This is a genomic window from Mycobacterium cookii (assembly GCF_010727945.1).
GTDB lineage: Bacteria > Actinomycetota > Actinomycetes > Mycobacteriales > Mycobacteriaceae > Mycobacterium > Mycobacterium cookii.
The window spans coordinates 3,947,294-3,974,092 of record NZ_AP022569.1; the positions used below are offsets into that span (position 1 = coordinate 3,947,294).

The window sequence follows — 26,799 nt, forward strand, 5'->3', positions numbered from 1 at the left end:
ATGAGCGAAGTCAGTGAGATCAGCGAGGAGGTCATAGAGGAAGCAGCTCCCAATGTGCCGCCGGCTCCCTCGGCGCTCGACCGCAAGATCAACGACCATTTCGCAGGCGTCGTCGTACGCAAGGACTTGGTTAAGGCGGTTAAGGGCAACGCGATTGTGCCGACCTACGTGTTGGAGTATCTACTCGGTCAGTACGCTGCCTCCGACGACGAGGCCACCATCCAGGCGGGTATCGATGCGGTCCGGCAGATCCTTGCTGACCATTACGTGCACCGGAATCAGTCCGAGTTGGTGAAGTCAACGATTCGCGAGCGAGGGCGCCACAAGGTCATCGACAAGATCACCGTCACTCTCAACGAGAAAGACGACGTCTACGAGGCCGAGTTCGCCAACCTGGGTATCAAGCAGGTTCTCGTCGAGCCAGCCACGATCACGGCCCACCAGAAGCTCCTCGTCGGCGGTGTTTGGTGCATTTGCGATATCGAGTACTCCCACGGTGACAATCCGCGAGTCGTGCCGTGGATTCTCGGCTCCATCAAGCCGATCCAGCTCTCGAACTTCGACTTCGAAGGCTATGTTAAGGCTCGCCGTGAGTTCACTACCGACGAGTGGATGGATCTCCTGATCCAGTCGATCGGGTTCAACCCAGCGTTGTTCGGCCGCCGGGCGAAGCTTATCCAGCTTGTACGTCTCATCCCGTTCGTCGAGCGCAACTACAACCTCGTCGAGCTCGGGCCCAAGGGCACTGGCAAGTCACACATCTTCTCGGAGTTCTCACCCCACGGCATGCTCATTTCCGGCGGCGAAGTCACTGTCCCAAAGCTTTTCGTCAACAACTCCAACGGCCGCATCGGCCTGGTCGGCTATTGGGACGTCGTCGCTTTCGACGAGTTCGCGGGTAAGAAGAAGCGCACCGACAAGGCACTCGTCGACATCATGAAGAACTACATGGCGAACAAATCGTTCTCACGCGGTGTCGAGACGCTCGGCGCCGAGGCTTCGATGGTCTTCGTCGGTAACACGTCGCACAATGTGCCCTACATGCTCAAGCACTCGGACCTTTTCGACGAGCTGCCCGAGAGCTACCACGACTCGGCCTACCTCGACCGACTGCACTTCTATATCCCCGGATGGGAAGTCGACACCATACGCGGCGAGATGTTCTCCGATGGTTACGGATTCGTCGTCGATTACATCGCTGAGGTTCTCAAGTCGATGCGCAACGCGGATTACTCCGACCGCTACCAGCAGCATTTCACCCTGGGCTCTGACATCTCCACCCGTGATCGCGATGGCATCCACAAGACCTTCTCCGGCCTGATGAAAATCCTTTACCCCCACGGGGAGGCGACCAAGGAGGAAATAGAGGAGATCCTCCGATTTGCCATCGAGGGCCGCAAGCGCGTCAAGGATCAGATTCTTCGCATCGACAGCACGATGGCGGATGTGAATTTCGGCTACCTCGACAAAGCTGGCGAACGGCACGCTGTCACAACGCTCGAAGAGGATGAATACCCGAGGTACTACCACCAGCAGCGGCGAGCGGATAGCGAGCTCGATGACTCGACGGAAGGCGAGGAGGCTGAGACTCCCGTTACGCCCGTCGATGCGACGCCGGAGCTCGCGCTGCTATTCGAGGGTCACCGCGAATTCCAGGAAAACCAGCGCGGCGTCTCCTACGAAAACCTTCTGCTCCCTTACCTCCGCGGCGCAACCGAGATCACCATTGTTGATCCCTACATCCGCTTGCCACACCAAGGCCGGAACCTCGTTGACCTACTTGGCCTACTAGCTTCCGCGAAGGACCCAGCCGACGAGATCTCGGTGACGCTCGTGACTAAGGAAGACACCAGCGACTTCCAGAAGCAGCACCTATTGATGCTCAAGGAGATTCAAGATGGGGCAGCCTCAGTTGGGATCAAATTCAACGTGCGGTGGGACGAGACGATCCATGATCGATCCATCCGGGCCGACAATGGCTGGAAGATCCTCCTCGGAAGGGGCCTCGACATCTTCCAGAAAGGGTCCGGCAGCCAGTTCGACGTCGGCACCCGCCGCCAGGAGTTTAGGCAGGTCGTCGCGTTCGGAATCACCTATATCCGCGAAGCATCACTGGATATGTCGTGACGGACCTGCGCTGCAACGTAACCATTCAATAGCACCCAACGTTGGTGACACCGCCACAGACGATCAGGACTGGCTGCGAGCACATCAGGTTGCTGTCCAAGGAGACCGATCTCAATAGCGTGCTCGTGCCACTGGCGGCCGGTAGAGATCGGTTCGCCCTGGGTATTCTTCCGCTAATGCAGGCCGAGACGAGGACCTTGACCCAGTTGTTCCAGCTGGATGTCCGGTATGTCATTCCGCTGTATCAGCGGCCGTACGTCTGGACCGAGGAACGGCAGTGGGCGCCACTATGGGACGACATCGCCACAGTGGCTAATCACGTCGTGTTCGAGGGCGCGACCGCGAAGTCACCCGTGCATTTTATGGGCGCGATCGTCATCCAGCAGGAGGAGAATCCCCCGGGTTCCCCGCAGCGGTTCCTCGTAATCGACGGACAGCAGCGCCTGACAACCCTGCAGCTGCTGCTGGCTGCGGCTGCTCGTACCGCAGAGGTAAGTGGCTGTCCAGACGAAGGAAAGTTGCTGCGGCGGCTAACCGCGAACGATCCTCTTTTGGCTAAGGGTGAGGAACGCTTCAAGGTTTGGCCTACCAACGCGAACCGCGCGGCATTCGTGACCGTCATGGAATCGCACGGAACGTCGGACGAGGTGCCGGACGACCCGAACAACGAAATTCAAGAAGCTTACGCATTCTTCTGCCGGCAGATTGAAGCGTGGGTGACCGACGACGGCGGTGATGAAGCAGAATTGTCCCCGAACAAGCAATTCGCAGCCCTTCGTGTGAGCCTCAGCGACCTCTTGAAGCTGGTCTCAATCCGGCTGGAGGATGGCGACAGTCCCCAGGTCATCTTTGAGACGCTCAACGGTCGTGGCACACCACTTATCGCGTTGGACCTGCTCAAAAACGCAGTATTTCTAGAGGCGGCTCGCGAACAAGTTGACACCGACCACCTCTATCACGCCCATTGGGCACCGGAGCTCGACCGTGATTACTGGCGCGAAGACCGCCGCGCTGGACGGCTTTTCACGAAGAACGGAGATATGTTCCTGCAGTACTGGCTCGTAGCCGAGCTGGCTGAACCGGTGCCCTCGACTGAACTCTTCGACATTTTCCGCAAGCGGATTCTCCAGCCTGCGACTTGCCCGCCGATGGCCAAACTCATACCCACCCTCGCACGCGACGCGGCCGCCCTACGACAATTCCAATCGGCCGAGGCGGGCAGTCCTGACCGGCGGTTCGTCGAGATGCTAGAACTGCTCGACACCACGACCTTGATGCCGATCGCGCTGCTGCTACTGCGCACTGATCAGATTTCTGCCGAGCGGCGCGCACAAGCCTTCGCGATACTCGAGAGTTTCCTCGTACGGAGGATGCTTTGCGGCTGGACCACCAAAAATTACAACCGGCTGGCGGCCGCTTTGGTCGGCGAGATCAAGAAGGACATAACCCATGCTGACGCTGTCCTCCAGAGCCGGCTAGCGGCGGAGACCGCCCCCGCGAACCGATGGCCGCGTGATGACGACCTGTACGCGGCCCTGCGCAACAAGGACATGTATGGTCAGCGGCGTCAAGACCGATTGGTGATGGTGCTCTGGCGAATCGAAGAGCATCTGCGTATTGCCGACAATAAGGTCGAGCAAGGGCTCGCTGCCCCGAGCAAGCTCACACTTGAGCACATCATTCCGCAGGCGTGGGAATCGCACTGGCCGCTCGACGGAAACCAGAACGACCCAACCGCGTGGCGAAGTACGCATCTTCACAGGCTGGGCAACCTGACCCTGACCACGGGTCCTCTCAACTCGAGCCTCTCCAACCTGCCATGGCATGCACCCGACGAGCCGAAAGACAAGCGCCGCAGCCTGGTTCAGTACAGCCTACTCAAACTCAACACAACCGTTGTGCACGACTATCCGGAGCACTTCGACGAACACTCTGTAAACGAACGCGGCACCTGGCTAACCAGCCGAATCACGCAAATATGGCCAGGACCTCAGCTCAGCCCCGAAAGCGACCTCGAGAGCGAGATGCTCACACGCGGCGTCGAAGGGGCCGCTGCAAGTGAGTCGGCGGTTCCACCTCAGCCCGAACCGCTGTACGCGGCTAACCGTGAACAGCGTCAGCCAGCGCTAACACCTCCCGGGCCTCATGTTGTGGATGACCCGGATTCCACTGCTCATGGCGGCGATGCCCAGACAATCGGTCACGCAGACAGAGAAGATCTCGCCGAATCCCCAGAGGACCGGTCCGCTCACGCGCTGCCCTTCACCACGCTCGGTCGTGCCGACGACGACGATCAGCGCGGAAGTCGCCTTACGGCCCTCCTGCGGGAGGCCACCGGCATTGGGGCGGTGCGGCCCGTGGCGCGTCCCGAGATCGGCGGCTGGGTGATGCTGGATGCGACGATCGGGACGAAGTCGACGCAGCGACTCTGTCTGCAGCAACACGGCGATAATCTCATCCTGCGCACTTGGCTGGCCGAACTGAAACCCCAAGCCGAGGCTCTGTACCGGACCGGCAGGGCTGAGAGGCTCGTGCAGTTCCTGTCAGAACGTCGGGCGGTCTGGTTTGCACGGCCGAACCTGCACCTCGCGTTTCGTAGCGCCGCCGCCGCCCTACGGCTCTATCCGCATTGTCGCCTGGAGGCCAGCGAATACATACAGCGCTGGTGCGGCGACGATTTCGCCCGGATCGGCGCACACCCTCGCGAGGAGCTCCGATCGAGCCTGTGGCCTTGGCTTCGGAACCGCCAATACGCCGGACCTGAAGATGACGAGCAGCTCGATGCATTCATCAACCGTCTCGGCCGCCGCGATGTCCATCTTCGTCCTAGCCTGGAATTGACACGAATCTGGCCGTGGGAATACGCAGTCGATCTCGATGAGCGCGGTGCGATGACACGCGAGGTGCGAACCGCGGTCGCTGAGCTGCTGTCAGCGCTCAGCGAGCCATTACCTCCAGCTTGTGTGGTGACGTCGGAAAACAATTGACGGATGCACAGTTGCGGCAGCTTCACGCCGACGACAGGAGACACGCCACTAGTACGCCGAAAACGCTGTCGCGATTCTGCGGCCTGCTGAAACTCCCACGTAGTACTCGCCGCGACGCCTTGTACGTAACTTGGCGCCAACGTGCACACCTGCGTATTCGCCGCCGGGGCCGACGCGTCCGACACGCACCGTCTTGCCGAGGCTTCCCCGCACGTAGCGGGGGCGGCGGCGGTTGATCTTGCGGCCGATCCGCTTGACTCGGGTGCTACCGGTCGACGCAAACCGGCCCCGCCCGTCGCGCTTGTACGTGCGTCGCTTAGCCATTGCGGTCAGCTGTCTCCACTGGAGGTGACCCCGTGCTGAGTGTTGGGTGCGATCATCCTTCACCTCGAAATCTGTTCTATCCGTAACTTCCATTCTAGGGTGCTTCTCCTGAAATCCTGTGTCCCACAGGGCAAAGCGAGTCGGGGAGACGTACCAGCGGGTATCGTTGATTACGTGGCCAGTTGCAGCGGGCTGTGTGGGCCGCTGAGCGACCAACTCCGAGCTCCTGGTGTGGATCGGACTGGCCGAGCCGGTGCGATTAGACCGAAAAACGACAGAATCGATTTTTCCGTCAGAAACCAAATTTGATGCTGTTCTACCAGACATGCAACAAGACTGGATCGATGAACGCTCGAATGTTCCTCAGATCTCTGAAATCAAGAAATATCGATTGCGAAGGGCTTCGTTACAGCACATCTGGAATCTTCTCCAAGGTGTTGACATAAAAAGAAAGACAGCGCTCGCTAAAAGAAAAGAAACAGCTCAGGAAAAGCAACGGAATTAAGTTTGTTCTGTTGCGTCGTACCAGGTCAGCGGGGTATCGATGAGCGATGACTGTCGAATATGGGCAATGGTCTACCAGCTAACATGCGGTGACGCTGGTTGAGTTGACACGAATGTCATTCCCGTTCCAGAATGGGTGTATTGACCGCATTTCCGCCGGCTGAGCCGGCACACTCGTCATAGAAAGTCAGCCCATGCCCGAAATAACCGGCCTGTCATCGCCTGCCGTGCTTTCGTCAGAATTTGAGCAGGAACTACAACACTATTCTTCACTACCGACTATCAAAGGCAAGGATGCTGCGATGAGATTCCTAACATCACTCGGCATCCCGGTCAGGAAGTTCGCGATTGCATCGGCGACTGCCGACAGGTCACTGGAGAGCTTCTTGATTTCGGGCGCGTGTGTCTATAGCGAGAGAAGCCTTGTCAGGTGGGCTCTTTCGCGTAGCCGAGGCAGGGCAGCCAAGGCGTGAATGAGGAACCGCTACTGAATGGCAGCATCGCGCCCGACCGGTACGGTGCGGTCGTTGAACGCACTGGCGACGGTAAGTGCGCGGTCGAGTACAACGGGTTGGAGGCCGACAACTTCGTCAGCCGCGCCTTGAAGAATCTCGAACACGGTTACGGCTGCGTGCCGACCGGGCGTGTTGACCCCAACCGCGCCGACCTACCACCCCACAAGATCGCATGGTGTCGCGGCTATCACGGCTATGGCGCGCGCAATGCAACCTCTGCCGAGATTAAGGCGATGCCGCGCAGGATCATCCGGCGCATGGCGTTGGGCGGTGAGCGCGGCATCCTCAACATCGGCGCGCGGCTGCCTCAGGGCGTGGTCGGAATCGACACCGATGCTCACAACGGCAAGCGCGGCGCGGTCACCATCGGGGAACACTCCGACCGCCTTGGCCCGCTGCCGCCGACCGTTGTCCTTACCGCACGTGGATGCGAGAGCCGGTCGGGCATCGGCTTCTACGCCACCCCGCCCGACTGGCGCGGCGCAGGATCATTGAAGACACCAAGCGGTGGCTACGGCGACGTGGACCTGATACAGCCGCACCTCCGCTATGTAGTGGCTCCTGGTGGACTGCACCACACCGGAATGCCGTACCAGGTCTATGGTCCAGACGGAGACGAGATCAGTTCGGGGAAACTGCCTTCCCGCGAAGCGTTGCCAGAACTGCCGGCCGAATGGCTGGCGGCGTTGTACCGCAGGCCACGGCGGAAGGGCGCGCGCCCCGACGTTGAAGACATCACGACGGTAGCGTCCGAGTGGACATTCGATGAGCACCCCGGTGCGCTCGCGAGAACCGTTGATGATGTGCGCAATGCAAAATACGGAGGGCAGACGCGGCCGGCCTTCCACCGTGCGCTGTGGATAGCAGCCCACAAGGCCCGTGCGGGCTGCTACCCGTTTTCCCGTGCCGTCGCCGAGATCGAGGCGGCAGCCGCGGCCGCGTACGCAGAGCGTGGGTTGGAGCTGGACCTCGACGACTTCGCACGCTCGATCTGCCACGCCGTGGGCGAAGCCCTAGACATGAGCGAAGACGACTTACTGGCGTGGGGACCGCAGGACGGTGCGGCAGACGCAGATGCACGCACACACGGTGCGGGGCGGAAACTGCGGGGGCGCAGGTAATGTCGGGAAGCCGAACGAGTGACACGGGTTACGACGAGTCCATGAGCAGGTCGAGAACGAGAAGCGTATTGGCAGCGGCGAAGTCAGGACCGACCGCGGATCCGATCACGAACGGCTCAGAACTGCATGATGATTCGGGCGAACAGCGGATCTTCAGAGAGTATGGACCGACCGAGTGGGCCAAGCCGGTTGAGTCGCTCGAATTCCTCGTGGGCAAAGTGCTGTGCCGCGACACCTGGGGACCAAACGCTGGTCCCAAGAAATCGCTAAAAACCCACGACAACATAGCAATCGCGCTGGCCGTTGCGACGAAAATCAATCTCTACCGCAGCCAGTTGTTTGCGGTTCGCCATCCCGGCAAAGTTCTCTACATCGTCGGTGAGGGCGGTGAGAACTACATTTTCCGCACTTTACAACGGATGTGTCGTGCGTACGATGTTGATCCCCGTGACGTGGCGAAAGATCCGCGGTTTCCGTTGGTCACTGAGTTCGGCGCTGCGCCGCTGGACAGCGACCGGTTGCGCGACGAAATCAAGCGGCTGCTGGACCGCCACCAGCCCGTTTTAGTTCTGATGGAAAGCTTTTATAATTTTCATCCCGCCGAAGTAAACGCCGCCAATCTCTATGAACGCGGTCAGGTGATCGACGCTTATCACAAGCTGGTCCGCGCGGGCGGCGAAGACGTCGTTTCCCTCCTGACCGACCATTACCGATCGACGGCAGGGAAGACTCTCGATCTGGACAATATCTCGATGGCGGGGCAGGCCGAAAATGCTGACAGTTGGATCACTCGCCATCACAATAAAACGCCCGATGTCGTTAATGGCGAATTTTCGATGCGAGTCGGATTCGGCTCTCGGCAATGGAGCGGAACGGAATGGAAGGTTGATTGGCATCTCGGACCATTCAATCACGATTTGGGTTGTCATACCGGTGACATCTCTTGGGATGTCGCCGAAGCACTACCTAAACCGGACAACATCAACTCGGCTTCACCGAGAATGCGATTCAATGACGACAAAGATCTTCAAATCCATCTTCGTCATTATGTGAGTCTTCACCCGAATATGACCCAAACCGCCATTCTCGACGCATTGAGTCTAGACACTAAACTGCCAAAGAAGACACTGAAAGAGATGTGGGCTAAGGCGCAGGAGTGTGGACTAATCGTAGATAAATCGATTGCGCGCGAGGAAACCGATCCCCGCGACTCGACCAAGAGGCGCAAAGTGACCCGAAGGATATGGTTTCTGGGTCAGGGTACGCCAACGTTGGCGGAATCGCGCCAGACTTGGGGTGCCGACCCGCTGCCGGGGGCCACACCATGAGCACCACGGCGGAGCTGTGCGCGCAGAGGTTGCGGATAACCCTGCCGGCGGCGGGTCGCCCACGGTTGTCGGCGTCGGCGAGCAAACACTTACGCACCCGAGAGTCCGGTGTTCGCGTAGGTCAGCGCGGAATTAATGTCGAAACTGTTGTTAGCGGGTTGCTGACAACGATGCAGGACAACAGTGGCAACAATTTTGGGGTTGCTGCCAAAGGGCGGCTGACGATGACTGTCGCAACAAGTCCGGAGCGAAATTGTTGTGAATTGGTGCCCTTTGCTATCCGCCCTGGCAGGCGCAACCCTGCCAAGGGCAGAAGTGCTATAAGGAACTGTTGCCTTGGAATTGTTGTTTCGGCGGGCCGGTGTGGGCCGGCTGACGCGGAAGGAAGCAATGATGACTGACCTTTCGGGCGCGGCACCTATCGACCGCTGGGAACGCAGCGCCCATCCGGGGCGCCGATGCACGGCACATCGGAAAAACGGTGATCGATGCAAGAATGCCGCCCGCCTTGGAACAAACGTGTGCGATTTCCATGGAGCGAAGGCTCCGCAGGTGAAACGCAAAGCGCGACAGCGTATCGAGGAAGCTGCCGATCGGGTGGCCTGCGAACTACTGAAGATGGCGACCGACGATAACGTGGCCGATTCTGTAAAGCTGGCTGCGATTCGCGATGTCCTCGACAGGGCGGGTCTAGGGGCGAGAACCGCGGTTGAAGTGGAAGTCGGACCGCCAAAACCCTATGAACAGATATTCGACGGCTTGGCTGTAATTGAATCCGGCTCACGTGCCGATTTTCGACGATCTCGAGGCTTCCCCGACGATTCCGACGTAGACCACAGACGACCTTTGGCGGATCGTCCGCGAGAGCTGCCCGCCGCAGGTGACGAGCCAATCGACGCCGAGATCGTCGGTTACCAGCCGCACAGAAGAATTCACCGGCATCCCGCCGGCGGAAAAAGAGAAAGAGAAAGACAAAGAGAAAGAGGAGAAACATCGTGACCGCAGACACCCCAAGCACCGAAGAGAAGGCCGCCGAAGTCTTTGCGCTCCGCCTGATACTCGACCACCTTAAAATGGCTGGCGGTGCGCCGCGGACGGATATCGTCGACGAGCCGAACTACGAGACCAACCACGAAAATGCCGCCGATGTCCCAGACCTGGAACTCGTGTTCCACGAACTTGCCATAACCGCGGCTGCCGCGATGATCAGAGGGGCTGACAGCCCCGAAGCTGGCATGGAGCGGGCGATCCGCGAGATCGAAGACATGCTCGCAAAGGTGCTGGACAGCGACTGATGTCTACACAAGCGAGAGTCGCACCATCGAGCCGCTGGGCGTCGCATCGCCAGCACGCGGCGCCGCGCCGACACAGGGTCTGCAAAACTCTAGTTCTGAGACAAGGCAAGCGAGTTTCAAAGCAGGACCGAAACCACCGGATCGACGCGTCACAAAAGTTGCCTCAGAACCAGCGTTCATATGTTTGCGTTAGGCGACGTCGCACGGTGTCGGGATGGTGCCGCTTGAGGTCGCGGAGCCACAGCAGGATCGCAATGCGCCGCGCAGCAGCTCGGATGCTAGCTCGGCGAGCGGAAGCGCTGGTCCGGTCGGTACGCGACTGGGCGGGCAAAATTCGCATCCACACGGTCAAACGACGGTCAGATTAGGAGTACTAACCAAGCATCGTAACGCGAAATCCGTTGTGGGTGTGCATACTATGCCGCTTCGGCAGCTCCAGATCTCGCCACGTATTCAGCTTGTCTCGCTGTTACGCTGCAATTGGTCAGCCGGAAGTGCTGTCCAAGCAAGCAGCACGGGAAGGCAAGAACTTGTGCAAAAGATGTGTCCCGAGTGCCTGAAGCTCATAAACGTGAACGAAGGCAAGTTCCGACCACACAAGGCGAAGCGCGGACTTTCATGTCCTGGTAGCGGACTGCCGATCAAGAAGGCGCTGCGTACGTCGGTCAAGGTGGTCGGCGGTGGGCTGCCGGGTCTGGGCAAGAGGGGAGGCTGACCTATGCACATTAGGGTCCGCGAGTCATCGCGCCGCATCAAGGGTAAGCCGATCAAGAGATACCAAGCAGTCTGGTATGAACGCGACCGTGAGTACCGCGAGACCTTCGACACTCGTGAGCTGGCAGAAGACAAGCTAGACAATGTGAAAAGACAATTGGCGCAAGGACAATCACCGGCCAGCTTGCGCGAGCGTGGCCGTGAGACCTTTGGCGTGGTTGCAGCACAATGGCTTGCTAGTCGTCACGATCTCAAGCCGCGCACCCGTGCCGAATATGTAAACCTGTTGTCAGACAAGATTAGAGCCCGCCGCAACGCTGACGGTGCCAGCACAGCCGACCTTTCGATCAGAAGGACCTTCGGCGATCGTCCGGTCAACGAGATCATGCGCGCCGACGTAGCGGATTGGGTAGGCAACCTCGCCAAGGCGGGCAAGTCGGCGTCGACGGTAAGACATCATTATTTCGTTGTGCGACAGATACTGTCGCAGGCAGTGGCAGATGGCCGGCTCACGGTCAATCCGGCCGATCATGTGAAGCTTCCGAGCGAGCGAAGCGCGGCGGGTGGGACACCCGGCGTGGTCGACGATCCCGACATGTTCCTCACCGCTGATCAGGTGGCCGCGCTGGTCAACGCTACGCCTTGGCCGTGCAACGTGATGGTCCACCTGGCCGCGTGGTCGGGTCTGCGCGCCGCCGAGCTGGCGGGTTTGCAAGTCGGCGATGTCGAGTTACCAGACCGGTCGATCAATTCGAGCGCACTCACCAAGCCCGGTCTGCTGCACGTCGAGCGAACCATGATTACAGTCGACGGCGCGCTGGTCTACGACACGCCGAAGACCAAGGGCAGCCGTCGCCGGGTGCCGTTGATGACGGCGACGACCGAATTGCTTCGCGAGTACCTGGCCGACCACCCGCGTCGCGACGAGCCGACCGCGCCGCTGTTCTGCGCGGTGAGTCTGCGACCGGCCAAACCGACCGGCAAGCGGGCTACCGACGCCTACGGCAACCGTATGGTCTCGACCGCGAGCGAGGCGCTGGCTGCGCTGCCGGTCGAACAGGCAGCCGACCGTTTGGTCTTGGATTGGTCGGCTTCGATTCGTCATCAGACGTTCTACAAAGCCGTTTTCCGTCCTGCGGTGTTACGCGCCAACCGCATTGGCGGCGACGACTCGGTGCTGCCGCCAGCATTGAAGTTTCACGCGCTGCGCCATACTTACGCGAGCTTGTGCGTCGCGGCGGGAATTCCGCCGCTGCAACTGAGCCGGTTCATGGGCCACGCAAAGGTGACGACGACGCTGGCGGTCTACACGCACTTGTTCGATGACGATCACTCGGAGACCATGGCGGCCCTCGAAGCCATAAGCACACCAACCGCTACGTTGAATGTGGTGCCGCTCCGCCGGGCTCGTCACCGATGACTACGCCAAAGCCCGCTGCCACCGAGCGCGATTATTTGGATGGCTCGACACGAGTCAGGGCTCGGTCTTAGGGCGCCACGCGCTGACATGGCAGCCAGAATGGAATGGTGAAGCCCTGCACTGACCCGCTCCTCAATGAGTTCGACATCACAGGTGCGGATTCGATGTGCTTGGACTGCGTGGGAGAGCCGCGGTGCAAAGAGGCCGAGACCGTGCTCGCAGACGACCGCTGCTCATTCTGTGCATCCTCACGCGGTCTGAAACGCGAAGTAGGCCCTCACCGGGGCCAGACCAGGAACGAGGAGGTAACACCGGTAGTTGATGCTACGTCTGCCACTTCTCGTACCTCCAGACTGTAGGCGCCGGGGTCGAGTGGAGCGGTCCGGTATTCGACTGCGCTTTGTCGCAACACCTTCTCCACCTCTTCAACCACTGCCCCGTGCTCGTTGCGCACCGTCACAAGGACGCTTCGACGTCCCGCCGGTGACGATATAGTCGCCGTCACAGGGTCTCCGACCGAAAGTAACTCCGGCACTGTGACCGAATAGTCCTCGGCAGGAACGGCTTTGACAATCACCGGTGCTGATGACACAACGGACTCGACCTCATCGAGCGCCGCGTTGTTGCACTGCAGATGGCCGTGTTTGTCCGCGATCCGTCTAATCGAATTATCATCGAGCGGAACGCCTTTGGGTCCCGAAGCCGCTGACACAGTGCCATCACCGGCAACGTCGCTATCACCAAGAAGATTTGAAAACACGTAACGCCCGCCAATGAGAGCGGCGGACGCGGTCGTCGGCTGCTTAGCGCCAACGATAGCGTGGCGTCGCGCGAGATTGCCGACATCTTCGGATTCAGCGTCTTCAAGCTCTTGATAAAAGCGGGCCGCATCGCGGCACAGAGTGCTTGGCAGCACCGAGGTTGTCTGGTCCACAAGGTATTCGAGTTCTCGGTCACCGTGATTGACGCATGCGTAACTCGGTAGCAGCTGGTGTACCGATGGGAAAGAAAGCACGGTCTCGTGGAGGTGTTCGCCAAATCGGCCCAATTTTGGCATCGGTCCATCCACCAGGACAGACATGGCTTTGATCGCTCCCCGGTAGGGTGTGCCGAGCGTGATCATCTTGCGCGTGTGTGGCGCGCCCCCTTCCTTGCTGATGTACCAACGGGCGATCAAGCCGCCCATGGAGTGACATACGAAGATGATCTTGGCGTCCCGGTTTTGTGGAGCACAGTCGCGCCAGCGGTCGAGTGCCGATTCGGCGCACATCTGTAATTGTCGTGCGTTGTGGCGGTTGGAGAGTCGCCAATCATAGGGGAAGAGAACAGGATTGAGGTCGTTGAACTCCTGAAGGCCAGCACTAGCGCGTACGCGGGTGGCTCGAAGTCGTTCGACGAGCTTGTCGTAGCCGTGAATAGGTGTCCACAGGCCCGGAATGAAACGCAGGGTTGAAATCAGCTCTGCTGCTTCGACACCGTCCTCGGGGGCCCGGTCACCGATGTCGTTGGGTAGCTTCAGCTTCCGGATATGCTTGCCGAACGTGGCTAGCGTCGCGAGTACTGTCGTTGGCTTCGAGGACCATATTTCAGTGCCATCAAATCGCAAGGTGCTTCCGGTGATGCCGGGAATCACCACGATGAGGTCGTTGTCAGCCATCTTCACCTCCCGTTTCGACGAGAATCTGTGCGGCTTGGCTGAATTCGGGTTTGGCTTGCGCCAGACGTTCACATAGCCGTAGCCAATCGGCTACCCGCGTCGGCGTGGCTTCCGCGGCCGCCGCGATGAGCTCTCGCCCGTGCGAAGCGGCCTTTGGGTCGATCTCAGGGTCCAGCAGGGTCACGCCCATGTAGAACGAGACGGGCACGGTGAGTTCGGGTTTAGCGGCTTCAATGGCGTAGCTCATCAGAACGGCGGCCGCTCGGCGGAGCACTTTGATGTCGTGGTTTTCGGCGATGTGCGCAAGCAGTGATTCCGTCTGATTAGCATCGGGCGCGGCCGCGGCGACCTCGGTGTGCAGCGGGATGCGGCTCAGCTCGATGAGGTTGACTGCTGCCGCCGCGCGCGGACTGTCGGCGCGCGCACGGAGGTGTCGAACCACAGTGTCGCCGCGTAGTTCCTCGGCGTACTGGCTGAGCAAGGCGATGCGCTGGTTCAGGTCGGCTTCGAGGAACCGTTCTGCGAGATCGTAGGTGTTCCTCTCCGCGATGTTCTTTCTGTAGGCGGCGTCGAGCTTGGCGCGCTCGATGCCTCCATCAATAGCTTCTGGCTTGATAAATGGATTGAAGCGGAGTCGGTCGCGGATATCCCGCAGCGCTGACGCGCGTGCAGGATCGACGACGAGAACGGCTTCATCGATGGCGCTGTCGTAGTCGTCGCCGAGCAGGTGATTGTTTTGTCGCAGGAAGGCTTCGGCGGTCGCGTAGTCCGGGGTTGAAACCCACCGCATCGCCCATTCGATCTTTTGTTCATCGACGGCTGTCCATGCTGGCAGGTCTGTCCCGGTGGATCGCTGCCACAGCAGGTCGAACTGGACCCGGCCGGTGGCGCGGATTTTGCGGGTGAGCCGCCGGATGTGAAGGAGCAGCATCGGATTGGCGGTGCCAAGTTCGTCTATGGCCGTGTGGATCCACGAAGGCGCCCGCGGATGTCCAAGACGTAGTCCGTTGACGACGGTATACAGCAAGAGCGCTCTTCTTGGTCCGTCCAGGTTTTCCAGGGATTGGGCAAGGTGCTGATCGAGCAGGTCGAAGTCGTCGCCGAGTTCGTCGAGCGCGATGGCCAGTGTGGCGAATGCCTTGCCGCAGGTGTCGACGTCGTCGACGCCTAGCTCGGGAATAAGCCGATAGTGTTCAATCGCGGCAATCGCAGTATCGCGAGCATTCGCCGGCTGGCGATACTCCAGCTGGAGACGCGCCTGAATGCCCAACGCCGAGGCGAGGCCGTCGCGGTGCGAGCTGTCGACGTCGAGCAGCTGAGTCCAAAGCGCGACGGCGTCGGCGATGGCGGCCAGGCCGGATTCTATACGGCCGGCCATCCCGTGTAGGGCGGCGAGGTTGCGCAGCCCGGTGGCATACTGCGGTGTGCGGTCCAGGCCGTCCTCGCGAATTAGTTGCACGACGCGCTCCGCGTAGCGGATGGCCTGTGCGGGATTAGGCTCGGCTGCTTTGGTGGCGCTTATATAGATCGTCGCGAGCTCCTCGCGCGACATCAACTGCCCTGCCAGTAGCTGCTCGCCCTGACGGGTGGCTTGAGCTGCCAACAGCATGCCCGCCCGCGCATTTCCGGCCCGCACGGTGTAGATCGCAGTGAAAGCACGGGTGGTGGCCGCGTACACGTCGTTGCGGGGGTTGCCCGTCGATAACTGTTCGTACAGGTTGATCGCCTCGGCGCCGGCCGCTGCCGCCCCGGGGAACCGACCGGCCGCCGCCAGACGCTGGCAGTAGTTCGACAGCACCCGGGCCACGTCATTGTCGAGGCTGGGATTGTCGTCCCGCGCGGCGCGGTAATAGCTCAGTGCCTGCTCGCTGGCCTGCAATGCCTCGCTGTGGTGGCCGGTCACTGTCAGCGTGTTGGCGTAGTTGTCCAACATCAGCGCGAGGGCGGGCCGCATAGCCTCTTCGCGATCGGCGACGTTGCGCATCATGTCAACAGCTGCGCGGGCGGGACTCATCGCCGCTTCCGCCCGTCCCGATGCGAGCAGCATATTTGCGTAATTCGTCAGTGCCCCAGCGTAATTTACAGTCTCGGCGGCAGTGAGCGACGTCATAGCCTGGTAGCCGCTCACTGCTTCTGCTGTGGTGGTGAGTGCGCGGTCGCCTTGTCCGACTTGGCTGTATCGCGCACCGAGATCGCTGAGTGTCTCCAGCATAGCGGGCCGCCACATGTCGTCGATGGTCACGAGTTCGTACATGATGCCGCGGGCTTGTTCGGTGACGGTCAAGGCCTCGACGACGTCGCCTCGGTCGGCGAGGTGACTGCCGAGGTTCTGCAGGGCTTGCGCCAGGGCGGCTCGATCACGTTGTGTCCCTGTGGCATTGACGGAAAGTTGAATTGCTTCGACGGCGCCGCGGCTGGCCTGCACGGCCTCGTCGAGGCGTCCTTCCAAGCTCAAGGCCAGTGCTAGAACGTTGCGGGCGACACCGAGGCGGTAGCGGTTGTCGCCGCCGATCTGAAGGAATTGCTCCTCTAGTTCCACGGCTTGTGCGGCGACGGAGGAGGCTTCCCTGTCCTGGGCATCCATCAGTGCACCCGCCAGATTGTGTGCCGCGGCCGCGAGGTCGGTTACGACTTCTGGTCGCTGACGTACGAGCTGGTTGTAGGCCGCAACGGCGCGGCGTCCGGTCTGGACGGCTCTGGTGATCTGGCCGGTGGTTTTGTAGAGGGTGGCTAGGTGTGCCAGCGCCGGAGCTGCCTGCTGTTCACGATCGGGTCCGGTGAGGCGCTCGGCAGTAGAGGTGGCCTGCTCGGCGAGGGATAGTGCGCCGCTGATGTCACCGCGCTCGGCGGCGTCGATGGAGACAGCTAGTGCCGCTGCAGCGAAATCTTTCGACAGTGACCGCTTTTCGCGTAGCAGCTCCAGCCCGCGCCTGCCGGCGCGGGCTACGTATCTCCAGAGGTAGCGGTCTAGATGAGGGCTGCGCGTGGAGGTCGGCGGGGAGTCAGGTACGTCGGATTCGCCGACCAGCGCAGTGGCGATCCGAAGGGCCATGTTCTCGTCGCGGGCGGATGCGCGCACGGCGAAGTGCTGCGCGATCAACGTGTGAGCGAAGCGGTACACCGCCTGCTCTGATTCGGAGTCCTCCACGATGTAGGCGCCCAGCGGGGCGAGCACGTCGGCCAGATCATCGCGTTTAAGTTCCTGCCTGTCCGGTGCGCGGGTTGCGTTGGCGATCGCCAACCACTCACCCTCTGGTAGCCCCGCACCGAGCCCGTATGGCAACACGTTCAGAAAATCCACTGCGGCGGGTAGCTTCGACTCGTCATACGCGCGAGCGACCAGCTGGTCCAAGGCGGCACCCAGTGCGCCACCGATACCATCGCGCGTCGGCTCTGCGCTCGCCCATGGTTCACGCGCGTAATCGATCAGGAGTTTGGCCAGCACGAACGGTGGCGGGCCCTCGCCGCGAGGTGCTTGGCGCAGCGCTGTGATTGCGCCGGCCGGGTCGTGGTCTGGCGCGGCGGGACTGAGCTGATCGTCGAGCATCTCGTCGATGGCGCGCCACCCCGATGCCTGATTCTGGGGGCTCTCGAGATCGAGGACGCGGTCAGGCCCGGCGAGCAGGGCGGCGATCGGGACGAGGTCCGCGGCTTCGCCCGCGGCCGCCCATTGTGGGGGCTGGGATGCACGCCGCTGCCGGGGCACGTTGACTGCGGTCGGTCGGGTCGTGACGATGACCGCGGTCACTGTACTCAAAGGTGTCACAAACGCTTCGATGACGTGGCTGGGGTCGGTCGCCTCGGTCAATCCGTCGAGGGCGATCACCGGCACCGGCGCGCCTGCGTCTCGCCGGCGCTGGAGCCCGCCGCATAGCTCGAACGAGTTGCGCGACGCAGCCGTTTCCTCCAAGAGGCTACGCGCCACCAGGACGCGGTCGATGGTCGCTGCGATCGCTTCGGTGGTCAGGCCCCCGACGTCGATGATCACGGCCGCCGCCGTCTCTGCGGCGACGCTTTCGCCACCGGTGTTCAGGGACAGAGCATGGTGCAGCAGGGCCGACTTGCCGCTGCCTGCGGCGCCTGTGATGACGTATACGCCGTGTTGGTGTTGATCCTGCCAGCTGGACACTGTTGCGACCTCGACGTGTCGGCCGAAGAACGGCGATACCGTCGGCATACCGGTGAGCACTTCAGCCACGGAAAGCGGACCCGTGGTCGCCGACCACAGCGGGTTGCGTATGAACGGCCGTGCATCGCCGGTCTGGGCAAATTTCGGTTCGGTGGTTGCGGCTGTGCGGTCCCACTGCTTGATCAGCGCGTCCCAGAGATCGTCACCGCGAATCATTCGATGATGCGTTGACCAGCGCCGTCGAATGTCTTGTGCGTGTGCGCCGTCGGGTCGTGGGCCGTCTCGCAGTAGGCGTTCCAGCGCGGGCCCCAGCACATGCTGACGTACTTTCTCGGGGCCGCAGGCCGCCAGCAGCCCGAACCAGCACCACTGCCCCGCCGGGGGATTGACGCGGAAATGGTTGTAGAGCCGCACCACCGAGTCGACTGCATTGCCGGCGTGGCAGGTATCGACGATGAAAAGGATCTGATGGGCGCCGGTGGCGGCGACTTTGCTGGCGACTTCAACGGCGTCGATCCCTCCGCTGGAATCGTTGCGGCTGTCGTGGGCCAGTAGGCGGACGCTAGTCGAGTCGGCACCCGGGGCGCCGTGGCCGGACCACATAAGTACGACGCCGCCCTCGTCGTCCGAAAAGTGGCCTGCGCAGTCGCGCAGCGCGCCTTGTACCGCTGCTTCGTCGGCATCGCGAAGGATACGGACGCCGAAGTGGTCGCCGACCAGTTCGGCGATCGTTTGAACCTCATCGGCCGAGCCGACTAAGTCCGGTAGGTCGGGACTGGTGTAGTGGTCGACGCCTACGCCGATAAAGAGTCCTTCAGTAGGCTCGGCGTCCACCCGGTAATCATGGCTCAGTCCGACTGCGCTCCTAGCAGGACCATCCCGATTGGACGTGCGGGATAGCGGGGACGGTCCGCCGTCGAGCCGCCGGTGCGTGGAACACGTGTTGGTTCCGCGGTACGCCGCACATCGACACACCACCCCCCAGTTCCACCCCACACGCACATGGCCTTTCGGAGTGGAGCAAACGAATGTGAATGCGCATCTTCACTGCGTCACGGTCAAGGTACGGTCAGAATCGACACAAGGGACTCGTTTGCAATGCTAATGACACCGGATGACTAGCGATTTTGTGGAGCCGATGACGGGAATCGAACCCGCGTATTCAGCTTGGGAAGCTGATGTTCTGCCATTGAACTACATCGGCAATGTTGCTCCGGAAGGCTAACATCCAACGTCGCGCCGTCGACCAACATGAGCGGCTACGCTCGTCGCGTGCTGCTCTCCGATCGCGACCTCAGGGCCGAAATCGCTGCCGGCCGGTTGGGAATCGACCCGTTCGACGACGCCCTGGTTCAGCCGTCCAGCGTGGACGTCCGTCTCGACAGTTTGTTTCGGGTCTTCAACAACACCCGCTACACGCACATCGACCCCGCGCAGCAACAAGACGAGCTGACCAGCCTGGTGGAACCGGCCGAGGGCGAACCATTCGTGCTGCATCCCGGGGAATTCGTGCTCGGTTCGACGTTGGAGCTGTGCACGCTGCCGGAAGATTTGGCGGGCCGGCTGGAGGGCAAGTCGTCGCTGGGACGCCTTGGGCTGCTGACACATTCGACCGCCGGCTTCATCGATCCCGGGTTCAGCGGTCACATCACCCTGGAGCTGTCCAACGTCGCCAACCTGCCGATCACGCTGTGGCCGGGTATGAAAATCGGTCAGCTGTGCATCCTGCGCCTGACCAGCCCGGCCGAACATCCGTACGGCAGCGCGTCGGTCGGCTCGAAATATCAGGGCCAGCGCGGACCGACTCCATCACGGTCGTATCAAAATTTCATAAGGTCCACTTAAGTTAGCCTGTCTCAGCGCACAGCTTCCACAGTGAATATTTATCTGTAGCGCCGGACGCGGTGTCCCCTCCGCCTAAACCCGTGGCGCGCTGCGCAGGTTCTTGGAGGCCGCCATGGATATCGTGCTCGGAGTGTCAATGGCGCCGACAGCAGTCCGGATGTTGCTGGTCGAAGGTGAGAACGCCGACGGCGTCACCATCGAGGACACCACCTTCGACATCGCCACCGACGATGAAGCGGCAACGCTCAGCGCTGCCGATCAGGTGATCTCGGCAATCCTGGGCACCCGAGAGGGCGCCACCGAAGCCGGTCACGCGCTCGGATCGACCGGCGTCACCTGGACCGACCCGGTGGACGCCGCCGCACTGCATTCGGCGCTGGCCACCCGCAAGGTCGAAAACGTCATGCTGGTATCGGCGTTCATGGCCGCGGCCGCCCTCACCCAGATGGTCGGCAGCACCGTCGGTGACGCACACACCGCCTTACTTTTCCTGGAGCCAGATACCGCGACGCTGGCCATCGTCGACTCCGCCGACGGTTCCATCACCGATGTCCACAAAGAGTCGGTCTCGGGCACCGACACGATCGCCGCGCTGGCCGGTATGGTGGCCGGTCTGGAAGCGCTGGAGACGCGCCCGCAAAGCGTGTTCATCGTCGGCTCCGGGGTGGATGTCGCCGCGATCAAGCCGCAACTGGAAACGGTGACGCTGCTTCCCGTGACAGCGGCCGAAGAGCCGGAGACCGCGTTGGCGTGGGGCGCGGCGCTGGCATCGGCCAGCGCGCCGCTGTTCGCCTCGTCGACGGCGGCGTTGGCGTACGCGCAAGACCCCGGCACCGGTGCGATCGATCCGTATGCCGTCGCCCCGGGATACCTTGCAGTGCCTGATGTTCCGTTCGGCACCGAACTGGGTGAAGATGACCTTGCCTACAGCGCCGTGCCAGATGAAGAAGCCGACGTCCACACCGCCTCGATGGACGCCATGTCGGACGAGGAAGCTGAGGCCCCCACCGCCGCGGCGGGCTTCCCGCACGACGAACTCTTCGACGGCGGCTCCGAGCGCAGACCGCTCGTGCTCCTGGGGAGCATGCTGGCCGTCGTCGTGGTGGCCGCTGCGCTGTCGCTGGAAGTCGCACTGGCACTGGGTGTTCGGCCGAGTGTCGCCCTTCTGCCCCGCCCGCTGCAAAGCCTCATCGAGCCAGCGCGCCCTGCGCCTGCCCCCGCGCCGGCGCCGGTGAGCGCGCCTGTGCCGCAAGCTCATTCGATTCCAGCACCCGCGGTGGTGGCTCCGCCGGTGCGCGCACCGATTCCGGCTCCGGCGCCCGCGCCGGTTCTGGCCGCTGCGCCGCCCGCGCCGATCCCGGCCCCAGCGCCGGTCATCGTCCCGCTCCCGATTCCGGCCAGCCCGCCAATTCACATCGCTCCGTTGCACGTGCCGAGCCCTGCGCCGGTGCATGTCCCGTCGCCGCAGCCGCCGATATGGCTCCCGTCGCCGCAGCAGCCCCCGGTGAGCCATCCTCATCAGCCGCCGGTGCACCTGCCGGCACCGCAGGGCCCCGTCCCTGTCGTGCCCGAGCCGCCAATGCATCTTCCCGGATTGCCGGGCTTCGAGCCGCCGGGAGGACCGCCGGACACCGTTCGCGGTCCGGGATTCGGTGGCCCGCCAGAGGGCGGTTTCGGCGGGCATCCGGGCTCGGGCGGCTTTGGCGGTATCCCCGGAATCGGTGGACCGCCTGCAGGTAGCCCAGGAATCGGTGGTCCGCCCGCCGGTGGCGGTTTCGGCGGCAACCCGGGCTTTGGCGGTATGCCCGGCGGCGGCTTCGGCGGCATCCCTGGTCTGGGCGGCTTCGGTGGCGGCCCGGGCGGCGGCATCGGTGACGGCCCGGGCGGCGGCTTCGGCGGTGGCCACGGGTTCGGCGGAGGCGGGTTCGGCGGAGGCGGCTTCGGTGGTGGTGGATTTGGTGGCGGCGGCCACAGTGGCGGCTTCGGCGGCGGCGGCCACAGCGGCGGCGGACACCACTAGTCCGCAGCGGCATTGCTCGCGACGCGGTAAAATCGGCTTGCGAAGGGTCAGCCGGGGGGCATCGACCAATGCTCCCGGCCGGGACTTCACCGAGCACAGCTAATTCTGCGGGCCTGAACGCCGCGCACGAGTGCGGCGCTTGATTTTCGTGTTCAGCCACCTCAGAGGTGCGCTTCTCTGACACGACCGCAGATAGCTGGCAAAACATGTTGGAGGACTGGTGGATACCGTACTTGGGGTGTCGATGGCACCCACGACGGTTCGCATCGTGCTGGTTGAGGGAGAAGGCGCCGACGGCGCGACCGTCGATGAGGACAATTTCGTCGTCGCCGACAGCGAAGACCCGGCAACCATGCGCGCTCCGGATCAGGTGGTCGCGGCAATTCTCGGCACCCGCGAAGGTGCCAGTGAGGCCGGCTACGACCTGCTGTCCACGGGTGTGACGTGGAGCAACCCGCGCGATGCGGCCGAACTGCGCGACGCGTTGGCGGCCCGCAAGGTCGAGAACGTGATGCTTGTCTCGACGTTTCTCGCCGCGGCGGCGTTGGCCCAGTCGATGGGCGCCGCGACGGGGTACGCCCGTGCCGCGCTGCTGTATGTCGAGCCCGAAACCGCGACGCTGGCCTTGGTCGACACCAACGACGGGTCGATCACCGAAGTCCACCGCGAGGTTCTGCCTGACGACGACGACCAGGCCGTCTCCAAGCTGCTCGACCTGGTCTCCGCCGCCGAGCGGCTCGACGACGAGCCTGACGGAGTCCTGGTCATCGGCTCAGGTGTCGACATTCCGCTGATCAAGCCGGCGCTGGAGGGCGCTACTTCGCTTCCGCTGAGCGTGCCCGAGCAGCCCGAGATGGCGCTGGCCCGTGGCGCGGCACTCGCGTCGGCACACGCGCCGCTGTTCGCCTCGTCGACGGCCGCGCAGGCCTACGCGCTCGACCCGGGTACCGGTGCGGTCAGCCCGCACGTCCACGAGCCGGGATACCTCGCGGTCGCCGAGGCCGTCGCCGCTGAGCCGCGCGAAGACGCGTTGGCCTACAGCGCCGTCGCCGACGACTCTGCCGCGGTGTACACCCAAATGGGCGCCGACGCCTTCGCCGGCGAGGACAACGACTTCACCACCGGCATGTACCCCGACTTCAACGCGATGGAGCACGAACACGTCAGTCGCACACCGTTTTTGGCGGCGATGAGCGTGCTGATCATCTTCGTGACCGGTGTGATGGCCCTGGTGATTTCGTTGGCGTTCAGTATCCGGCCGTCGGCGAGCTCGCGGCCCAGCCTCAGCCACAACGTGGTCGCCCCGGCTCATCCGGTACCGGCCCCGCTGCCCAAGGCGCAGGTGGCGGCCCCACCCGTGCCTGTGCAGGCCCCGGCGCCGGCCCCCGCGTTCCATCCGGCCCCAGCGCCGGCACCGGTGTTCGTTCCGCGCCCGGCGCCGGCCCCTGCCTTCGTTCCCGGCCCGGCGCCCGTGCCCGCGCCCATACCGATTCCGATACCCGGCCTACCTCCGTTGTTCGGCCCACCCGCCCCGGGCCCGTGGGGCGGCGACCGCGGCGGCGAGGGCGGTCCCTGGGGACATGGTGGCGGACCCGGCTGGGGCCACGGCGGCGGTGGCGGCTGGGGTCACGGCGGCGGCGGCTGGGGTCACGGTGGCGGCCACGGCCACTAAATGACCATGGGGATTGTGCCGTCAGCCCATGGCCGCTCGGTTCCGCCGTCGGTAAAGTCGAAGTGGCAACCAAACGGACAATGATCCGCGCCGCTTCTGCCAGAACCTGAGGAACCCCGGCAATCCTTTTGACCCGGTGAGCGGGCGAACAGCTTGGAGGAGAAGTGGACACCGTCCTTGGGGTGTCAATGGCACCCAACGCGGTCCGCATGGTTCTCGTCGAGGGTGAAAACGCCGATGGCGCCACCGTCGACGAAGAAGGCTTCGACGTCAGCGTGGCGGCCGACGCCCCCACGATCAATGCGGCCGACCAAGTCGTATCGGCGATCCTGGGCACCCAAGAAGGCGCCGCCGAGAGCGGTTATCAATTACGCTCGACGGGCGTCACTTGGACCGATCCGGTCGACGCCGCGGCGCTGCGTGACGCGTTGGCGGCACGCAAGGTCGAGAACGTGATGCTGGTGTCGTCGTTCCTGGCGGCGGCGGCGCTGGCCCAAGTGGTAGGCAGCTCGGTCGGGTATTCGCAGACCGGTCTGCTGTTCGTCGAGCCCGAGACCGCGACGCTGGCGGTGGTCAACACCGCCGACGGGTCGATCACCGAGGTGCAGCGCCAACCGCTGACGCCGGGCGGTAACTCGCTCGCCGAACTGGCCGCGTTGGCGTCCGGCGCCGACTCGCTGGGCACGCGACCCGACGGCCTGTTCCTGGTCGGTTCGGGCGTCGACATCACCCCGCTCAAATCGCAGCTCGAGGCCGTGACCGGGATGATCGTCAGCGCGCCCGAAGAGCCGGAGACCGCGCTGGCCCGTGGCGCGGCCCTGGCTTCGGCCAACGCGCCGCTGTTCTCCTCGTCCACCGAGGCCCTGGCTTACGCACAGGATCCTGGGACCGGCTTCATCAACCCTTACGCGGTCGCGCCGGGCTACTTCGACGTCGCTGTCGACAACGCCTCAGGCGAACAGGCCTTGGCCTACAGCGCGGTGGCCGACGACGACGTCGACGCCTACACCGCATTCGCCGGCGAGCAGGCGGATTTCGAGACCGGTACGTACACCGGTTACACCGGCGTCGCCGACAGTCCATCTGACGGCGGCCGCAGGCCGCTTGTCCTGGTGGCCAGCGCGGTCGCGGCGATCTTCGTGGTGGGTGCCGCGGCGTTGCTGGTCGCCCTGGCGGTCAGCATGCGTCCGACCGCCGCGGTACGGCCGCAACCGGGACAACAGGCGGTGGCTCCCAAGCCGGCACCTGCCGCGCCCGCAGCCCCGGCCCCGGCGTCACCACCTGCACCCGCTGCGCCGGCTCCGGCTCCCGAGGCGCCGGCGCCCGAACCTGCTCCCGAGGCCCCGGCTCCAGCACCCGCGGCACCGGCTCCCGCACCCGTGCAGGCGGCCCCAGCTCCCGCGCCTGCACCCGCGGCACCGGCGCCGGTCGCGCCCGAGCCGGTGGCTCCGCCGCCTGCTGCGCCGCCGCCTCCGGTTGTTGCCCCTGTCCCGGTGCCGATCCCGATACCGGGGATCTTCGGCGGCCCCCGATTCGGGCCGCCCAGCGGGCCCTGGGCTCCCGGCGGTGGTGGTAACCCCGGCGGCGGCTTCCCCGGTCCGGGCGGTGGCGGCGGCCACGGCAGCGGTGGCGGCGGCTTCGGCGGTGGCCACGGTGGCTTCGGCGGTGGCGGGTTTGGCCACGGCGGCTTCGGCTTCGGCCACTGACCGGGCGCTCCCGGCCTGGGCTTTTAGCCGTCGACTGCAAACCGTCACCTGACGTTTGCCCATCGCTCAGGAGAGCGATGCCGTCAGATCATTGCAGCGCCCTACACACGGGTGTATGAGGTGCTCCGTTTTCGGAACGGGTTATCTGGGTGCTACCCACGCTGCGGGGATGGCCGAACTGGGGCACGAGGTTGTCGGCGTCGACATCGATCCTGGTAAGGTCGCCAAGCTGGCTGGCGGTGACGTGCCCTTCTATGAGCCTGGGCTGCGAAAGATGTTGCAAGACAACATCGCAGCCGGGCGCTTGCGGTTCACCACCGACTATGACCTGGCCGCTGAATTCGCCGACGTGCACTTTCTCGGCGTCGGCACTCCGCAGAAGCGGGGCGAGTACGGTGCCGACCTCAGTCATGTCCACGCTGTAATCGACTCGCTCGCAACGCGATTGACTCGGCCCTCGGTGATTATCGGCAAATCGACGGTTCCGGTCGGGACCGCCGCCGAACTCGTTCAGCGGGCTCGCGAGGCCGCAGGTGTCGACGTCGAAATCGCTTGGAACCCCGAGTTTCTGCGGGAGGGATTCGCGGTACGGGACACGCTGCGGCCCGACCGGATCGTGCTCGGCGTACAGGACGGGTCGACGCGTGCTGAGGCCGCGATCCGCGAACTCTACGCGCCGATGCTCGACGCCGGCGTTCCGTTCCTGGTGACCGACCTGCAGACCGCGGAGCTGGTCAAGGTCTCGGCGAACGCCTTTCTGGCGACCAAGATCTCGTTCATCAACGCGATCTCCGAGGTGTGCGAAGCCGCCGGCGCCGACGTCGCGCTGTTGGCCGACGCGCTCGGCCACGACCCACGGATCGGGCGTCGATTCCTCAACGCCGGCCTGGGTTTTGGCGGTGGCTGCCTGCCGAAAGACATCCGCGCTTTCATGGCGCGCGCCGGCGAGCTGGGGGCTGACCAGGCGCTGACCTTCCTGCGGGAAGTCGACAACATCAACATGCGCCGCCGCACCAAGATGGTCGAGATCGCGACCGGTGCCTGCGGCGGATCGCTGCTGGGCGCCAACATCGCGGTGCTCGGCGCCGCATTCAAGCCCGAATCCGACGACGTCCGCGACTCACCGGCGCTCAACGTCGCCGGCCAGTTGCAACTCAACGGCGCGGCGGTCAACGTTTATGACCCCAAAGCGCTGGAGAACGCCCAGCGGCTGTTCCCCACGCTGAACTACGCGGTGTCGGTAGAGGAAGCGTGTGACCGCGCCGACGCGGTTCTGGTGCTCACCGAGTGGCCGGAGTTCGTCGAACTCGATCCCGACGTGCTTGCCGATCGGGTGCGGGCGCGCGTCGTCGTCGACGGCCGCAACTGCCTGGACGTGCGGCGCTGGCAGCAGGCCGGCTGGCGGGTGCACTGCCTGGGGCGCCGCGTCGCGTGA

At 63.3% G+C, this 26,799-nt stretch carries 15 protein-coding genes and 1 tRNA gene; 13 read left to right on the forward strand and 3 right to left on the reverse strand.

Going from position 1 to position 26,799, the window contains the following annotated elements:
• The 7 genes from brxL (at nucleotide 1) to G6N27_RS18595 (ending at nucleotide 12,335) form a co-directional block, all read left to right on the forward strand.
• Nucleotides 1-2,127 (forward strand): BREX system Lon protease-like protein BrxL, encoded by a 2,127-nt coding sequence (gene brxL, locus G6N27_RS18565; protein ID WP_163778791.1) that lies wholly within the window; start codon nucleotides 1-3, stop codon nucleotides 2,125-2,127.
• A 176-nt stretch (nucleotides 2,128-2,303) separates the two neighbouring features.
• On the forward strand, nucleotides 2,304-5,114 hold the full coding sequence (locus G6N27_RS18570; RefSeq protein WP_163778794.1) for a DUF262 domain-containing protein: 2,811 nt from the start codon (nucleotides 2,304-2,306) through the stop codon (nucleotides 5,112-5,114).
• Between the two features lie 1,399 nt (nucleotides 5,115-6,513).
• Nucleotides 6,514-7,578, forward strand: coding sequence for a bifunctional DNA primase/polymerase (locus G6N27_RS18575; RefSeq protein ID WP_163778797.1), 1,065 nt, complete (start codon nucleotides 6,514-6,516; stop codon nucleotides 7,576-7,578).
• 68 nt (nucleotides 7,579-7,646) lie between these two features.
• Nucleotides 7,647-8,906, forward strand: coding sequence for an AAA family ATPase (locus G6N27_RS18580; protein ID WP_163778799.1), 1,260 nt, complete (start codon nucleotides 7,647-7,649; stop codon nucleotides 8,904-8,906).
• A gap of 393 nt (nucleotides 8,907-9,299) precedes the next feature.
• Complete coding sequence (locus G6N27_RS18585) at nucleotides 9,300-9,905, forward strand: hypothetical protein (RefSeq protein ID WP_163778802.1); 606 nt, start codon at nucleotides 9,300-9,302, stop codon at nucleotides 9,903-9,905.
• Nucleotides 9,902-10,201, forward strand: a complete 300-nt coding sequence (locus G6N27_RS18590; protein ID WP_163778804.1) for a hypothetical protein — start codon at nucleotides 9,902-9,904, stop codon at nucleotides 10,199-10,201. The genes G6N27_RS18585 and G6N27_RS18590 overlap by 4 nt, the downstream gene beginning before the upstream one ends.
• A 718-nt stretch (nucleotides 10,202-10,919) precedes the next feature.
• Nucleotides 10,920-12,335, forward strand: coding sequence for a tyrosine-type recombinase/integrase (locus G6N27_RS18595; protein WP_163778806.1), 1,416 nt, complete (start codon nucleotides 10,920-10,922; stop codon nucleotides 12,333-12,335).
• A gap of 277 nt (nucleotides 12,336-12,612) precedes the next feature.
• On the opposite strand, the gene G6N27_RS18600 is transcribed toward G6N27_RS18595, so the two are convergent.
• Both G6N27_RS18600 and G6N27_RS18605 read right to left on the reverse strand, forming a co-directional pair.
• A complete protein-coding gene (locus G6N27_RS18600; RefSeq protein WP_163778807.1) occupies nucleotides 12,613-13,992 on the reverse strand; it encodes an esterase/lipase family protein in 1,380 nt (459 codons plus the stop codon).
• Complete coding sequence (locus G6N27_RS18605; RefSeq protein ID WP_163778809.1) at nucleotides 13,985-17,980, reverse strand: hypothetical protein; 3,996 nt, start codon at nucleotides 17,978-17,980, stop codon at nucleotides 13,985-13,987. Before G6N27_RS18605 ends, G6N27_RS18600 begins: the two co-directional genes overlap by 8 nt.
• A gap of 729 nt (nucleotides 17,981-18,709) precedes the next feature.
• Here G6N27_RS18605 and G6N27_RS18610 point away from each other — a divergent pair.
• Complete coding sequence (locus G6N27_RS18610) at nucleotides 18,710-18,880, forward strand: hypothetical protein (RefSeq protein WP_163778811.1); 171 nt, start codon at nucleotides 18,710-18,712, stop codon at nucleotides 18,878-18,880.
• 371 nt (nucleotides 18,881-19,251) lie between these two features.
• On the opposite strand, the gene G6N27_RS18615 is transcribed toward G6N27_RS18610, so the two are convergent.
• A tRNA-Gly gene (locus G6N27_RS18615) sits at nucleotides 19,252-19,325 on the reverse strand.
• 68 nt (nucleotides 19,326-19,393) lie between these two features.
• On the opposite strand from G6N27_RS18615, the gene dcd reads away from it, so the two are divergent.
• The 5 genes from dcd to G6N27_RS18640 all read left to right on the forward strand — a co-directional run bounded on the left by dcd (nucleotide 19,394) and on the right by G6N27_RS18640 (nucleotide 26,799).
• Nucleotides 19,394-19,966, forward strand: a complete 573-nt coding sequence (dcd, locus tag G6N27_RS18620) for a dCTP deaminase (RefSeq protein WP_163778813.1) — start codon at nucleotides 19,394-19,396, stop codon at nucleotides 19,964-19,966.
• Nucleotides 19,967-20,078: 112 nt separating this feature from the next.
• A complete protein-coding gene (locus G6N27_RS18625) occupies nucleotides 20,079-21,986 on the forward strand; it encodes a DUF7159 family protein (protein ID WP_163778817.1) in 1,908 nt (635 codons plus the stop codon).
• 220 nt (nucleotides 21,987-22,206) lie between these two features.
• Nucleotides 22,207-23,658, forward strand: coding sequence for a DUF7159 family protein (locus G6N27_RS18630; RefSeq protein WP_372513055.1), 1,452 nt, complete (start codon nucleotides 22,207-22,209; stop codon nucleotides 23,656-23,658).
• Nucleotides 23,659-23,822: 164 nt separating this feature from the next.
• Nucleotides 23,823-25,364: a DUF7159 family protein gene (locus G6N27_RS18635; RefSeq protein WP_456320141.1), complete on the forward strand. Its 1,542-nt coding sequence runs from the start codon at nucleotides 23,823-23,825 to the stop codon at nucleotides 25,362-25,364.
• Nucleotides 25,365-25,479: 115 nt separating this feature from the next.
• Nucleotides 25,480-26,799, forward strand: a complete 1,320-nt coding sequence (locus G6N27_RS18640) for a UDP-glucose dehydrogenase family protein (RefSeq protein ID WP_163778820.1) — start codon at nucleotides 25,480-25,482, stop codon at nucleotides 26,797-26,799.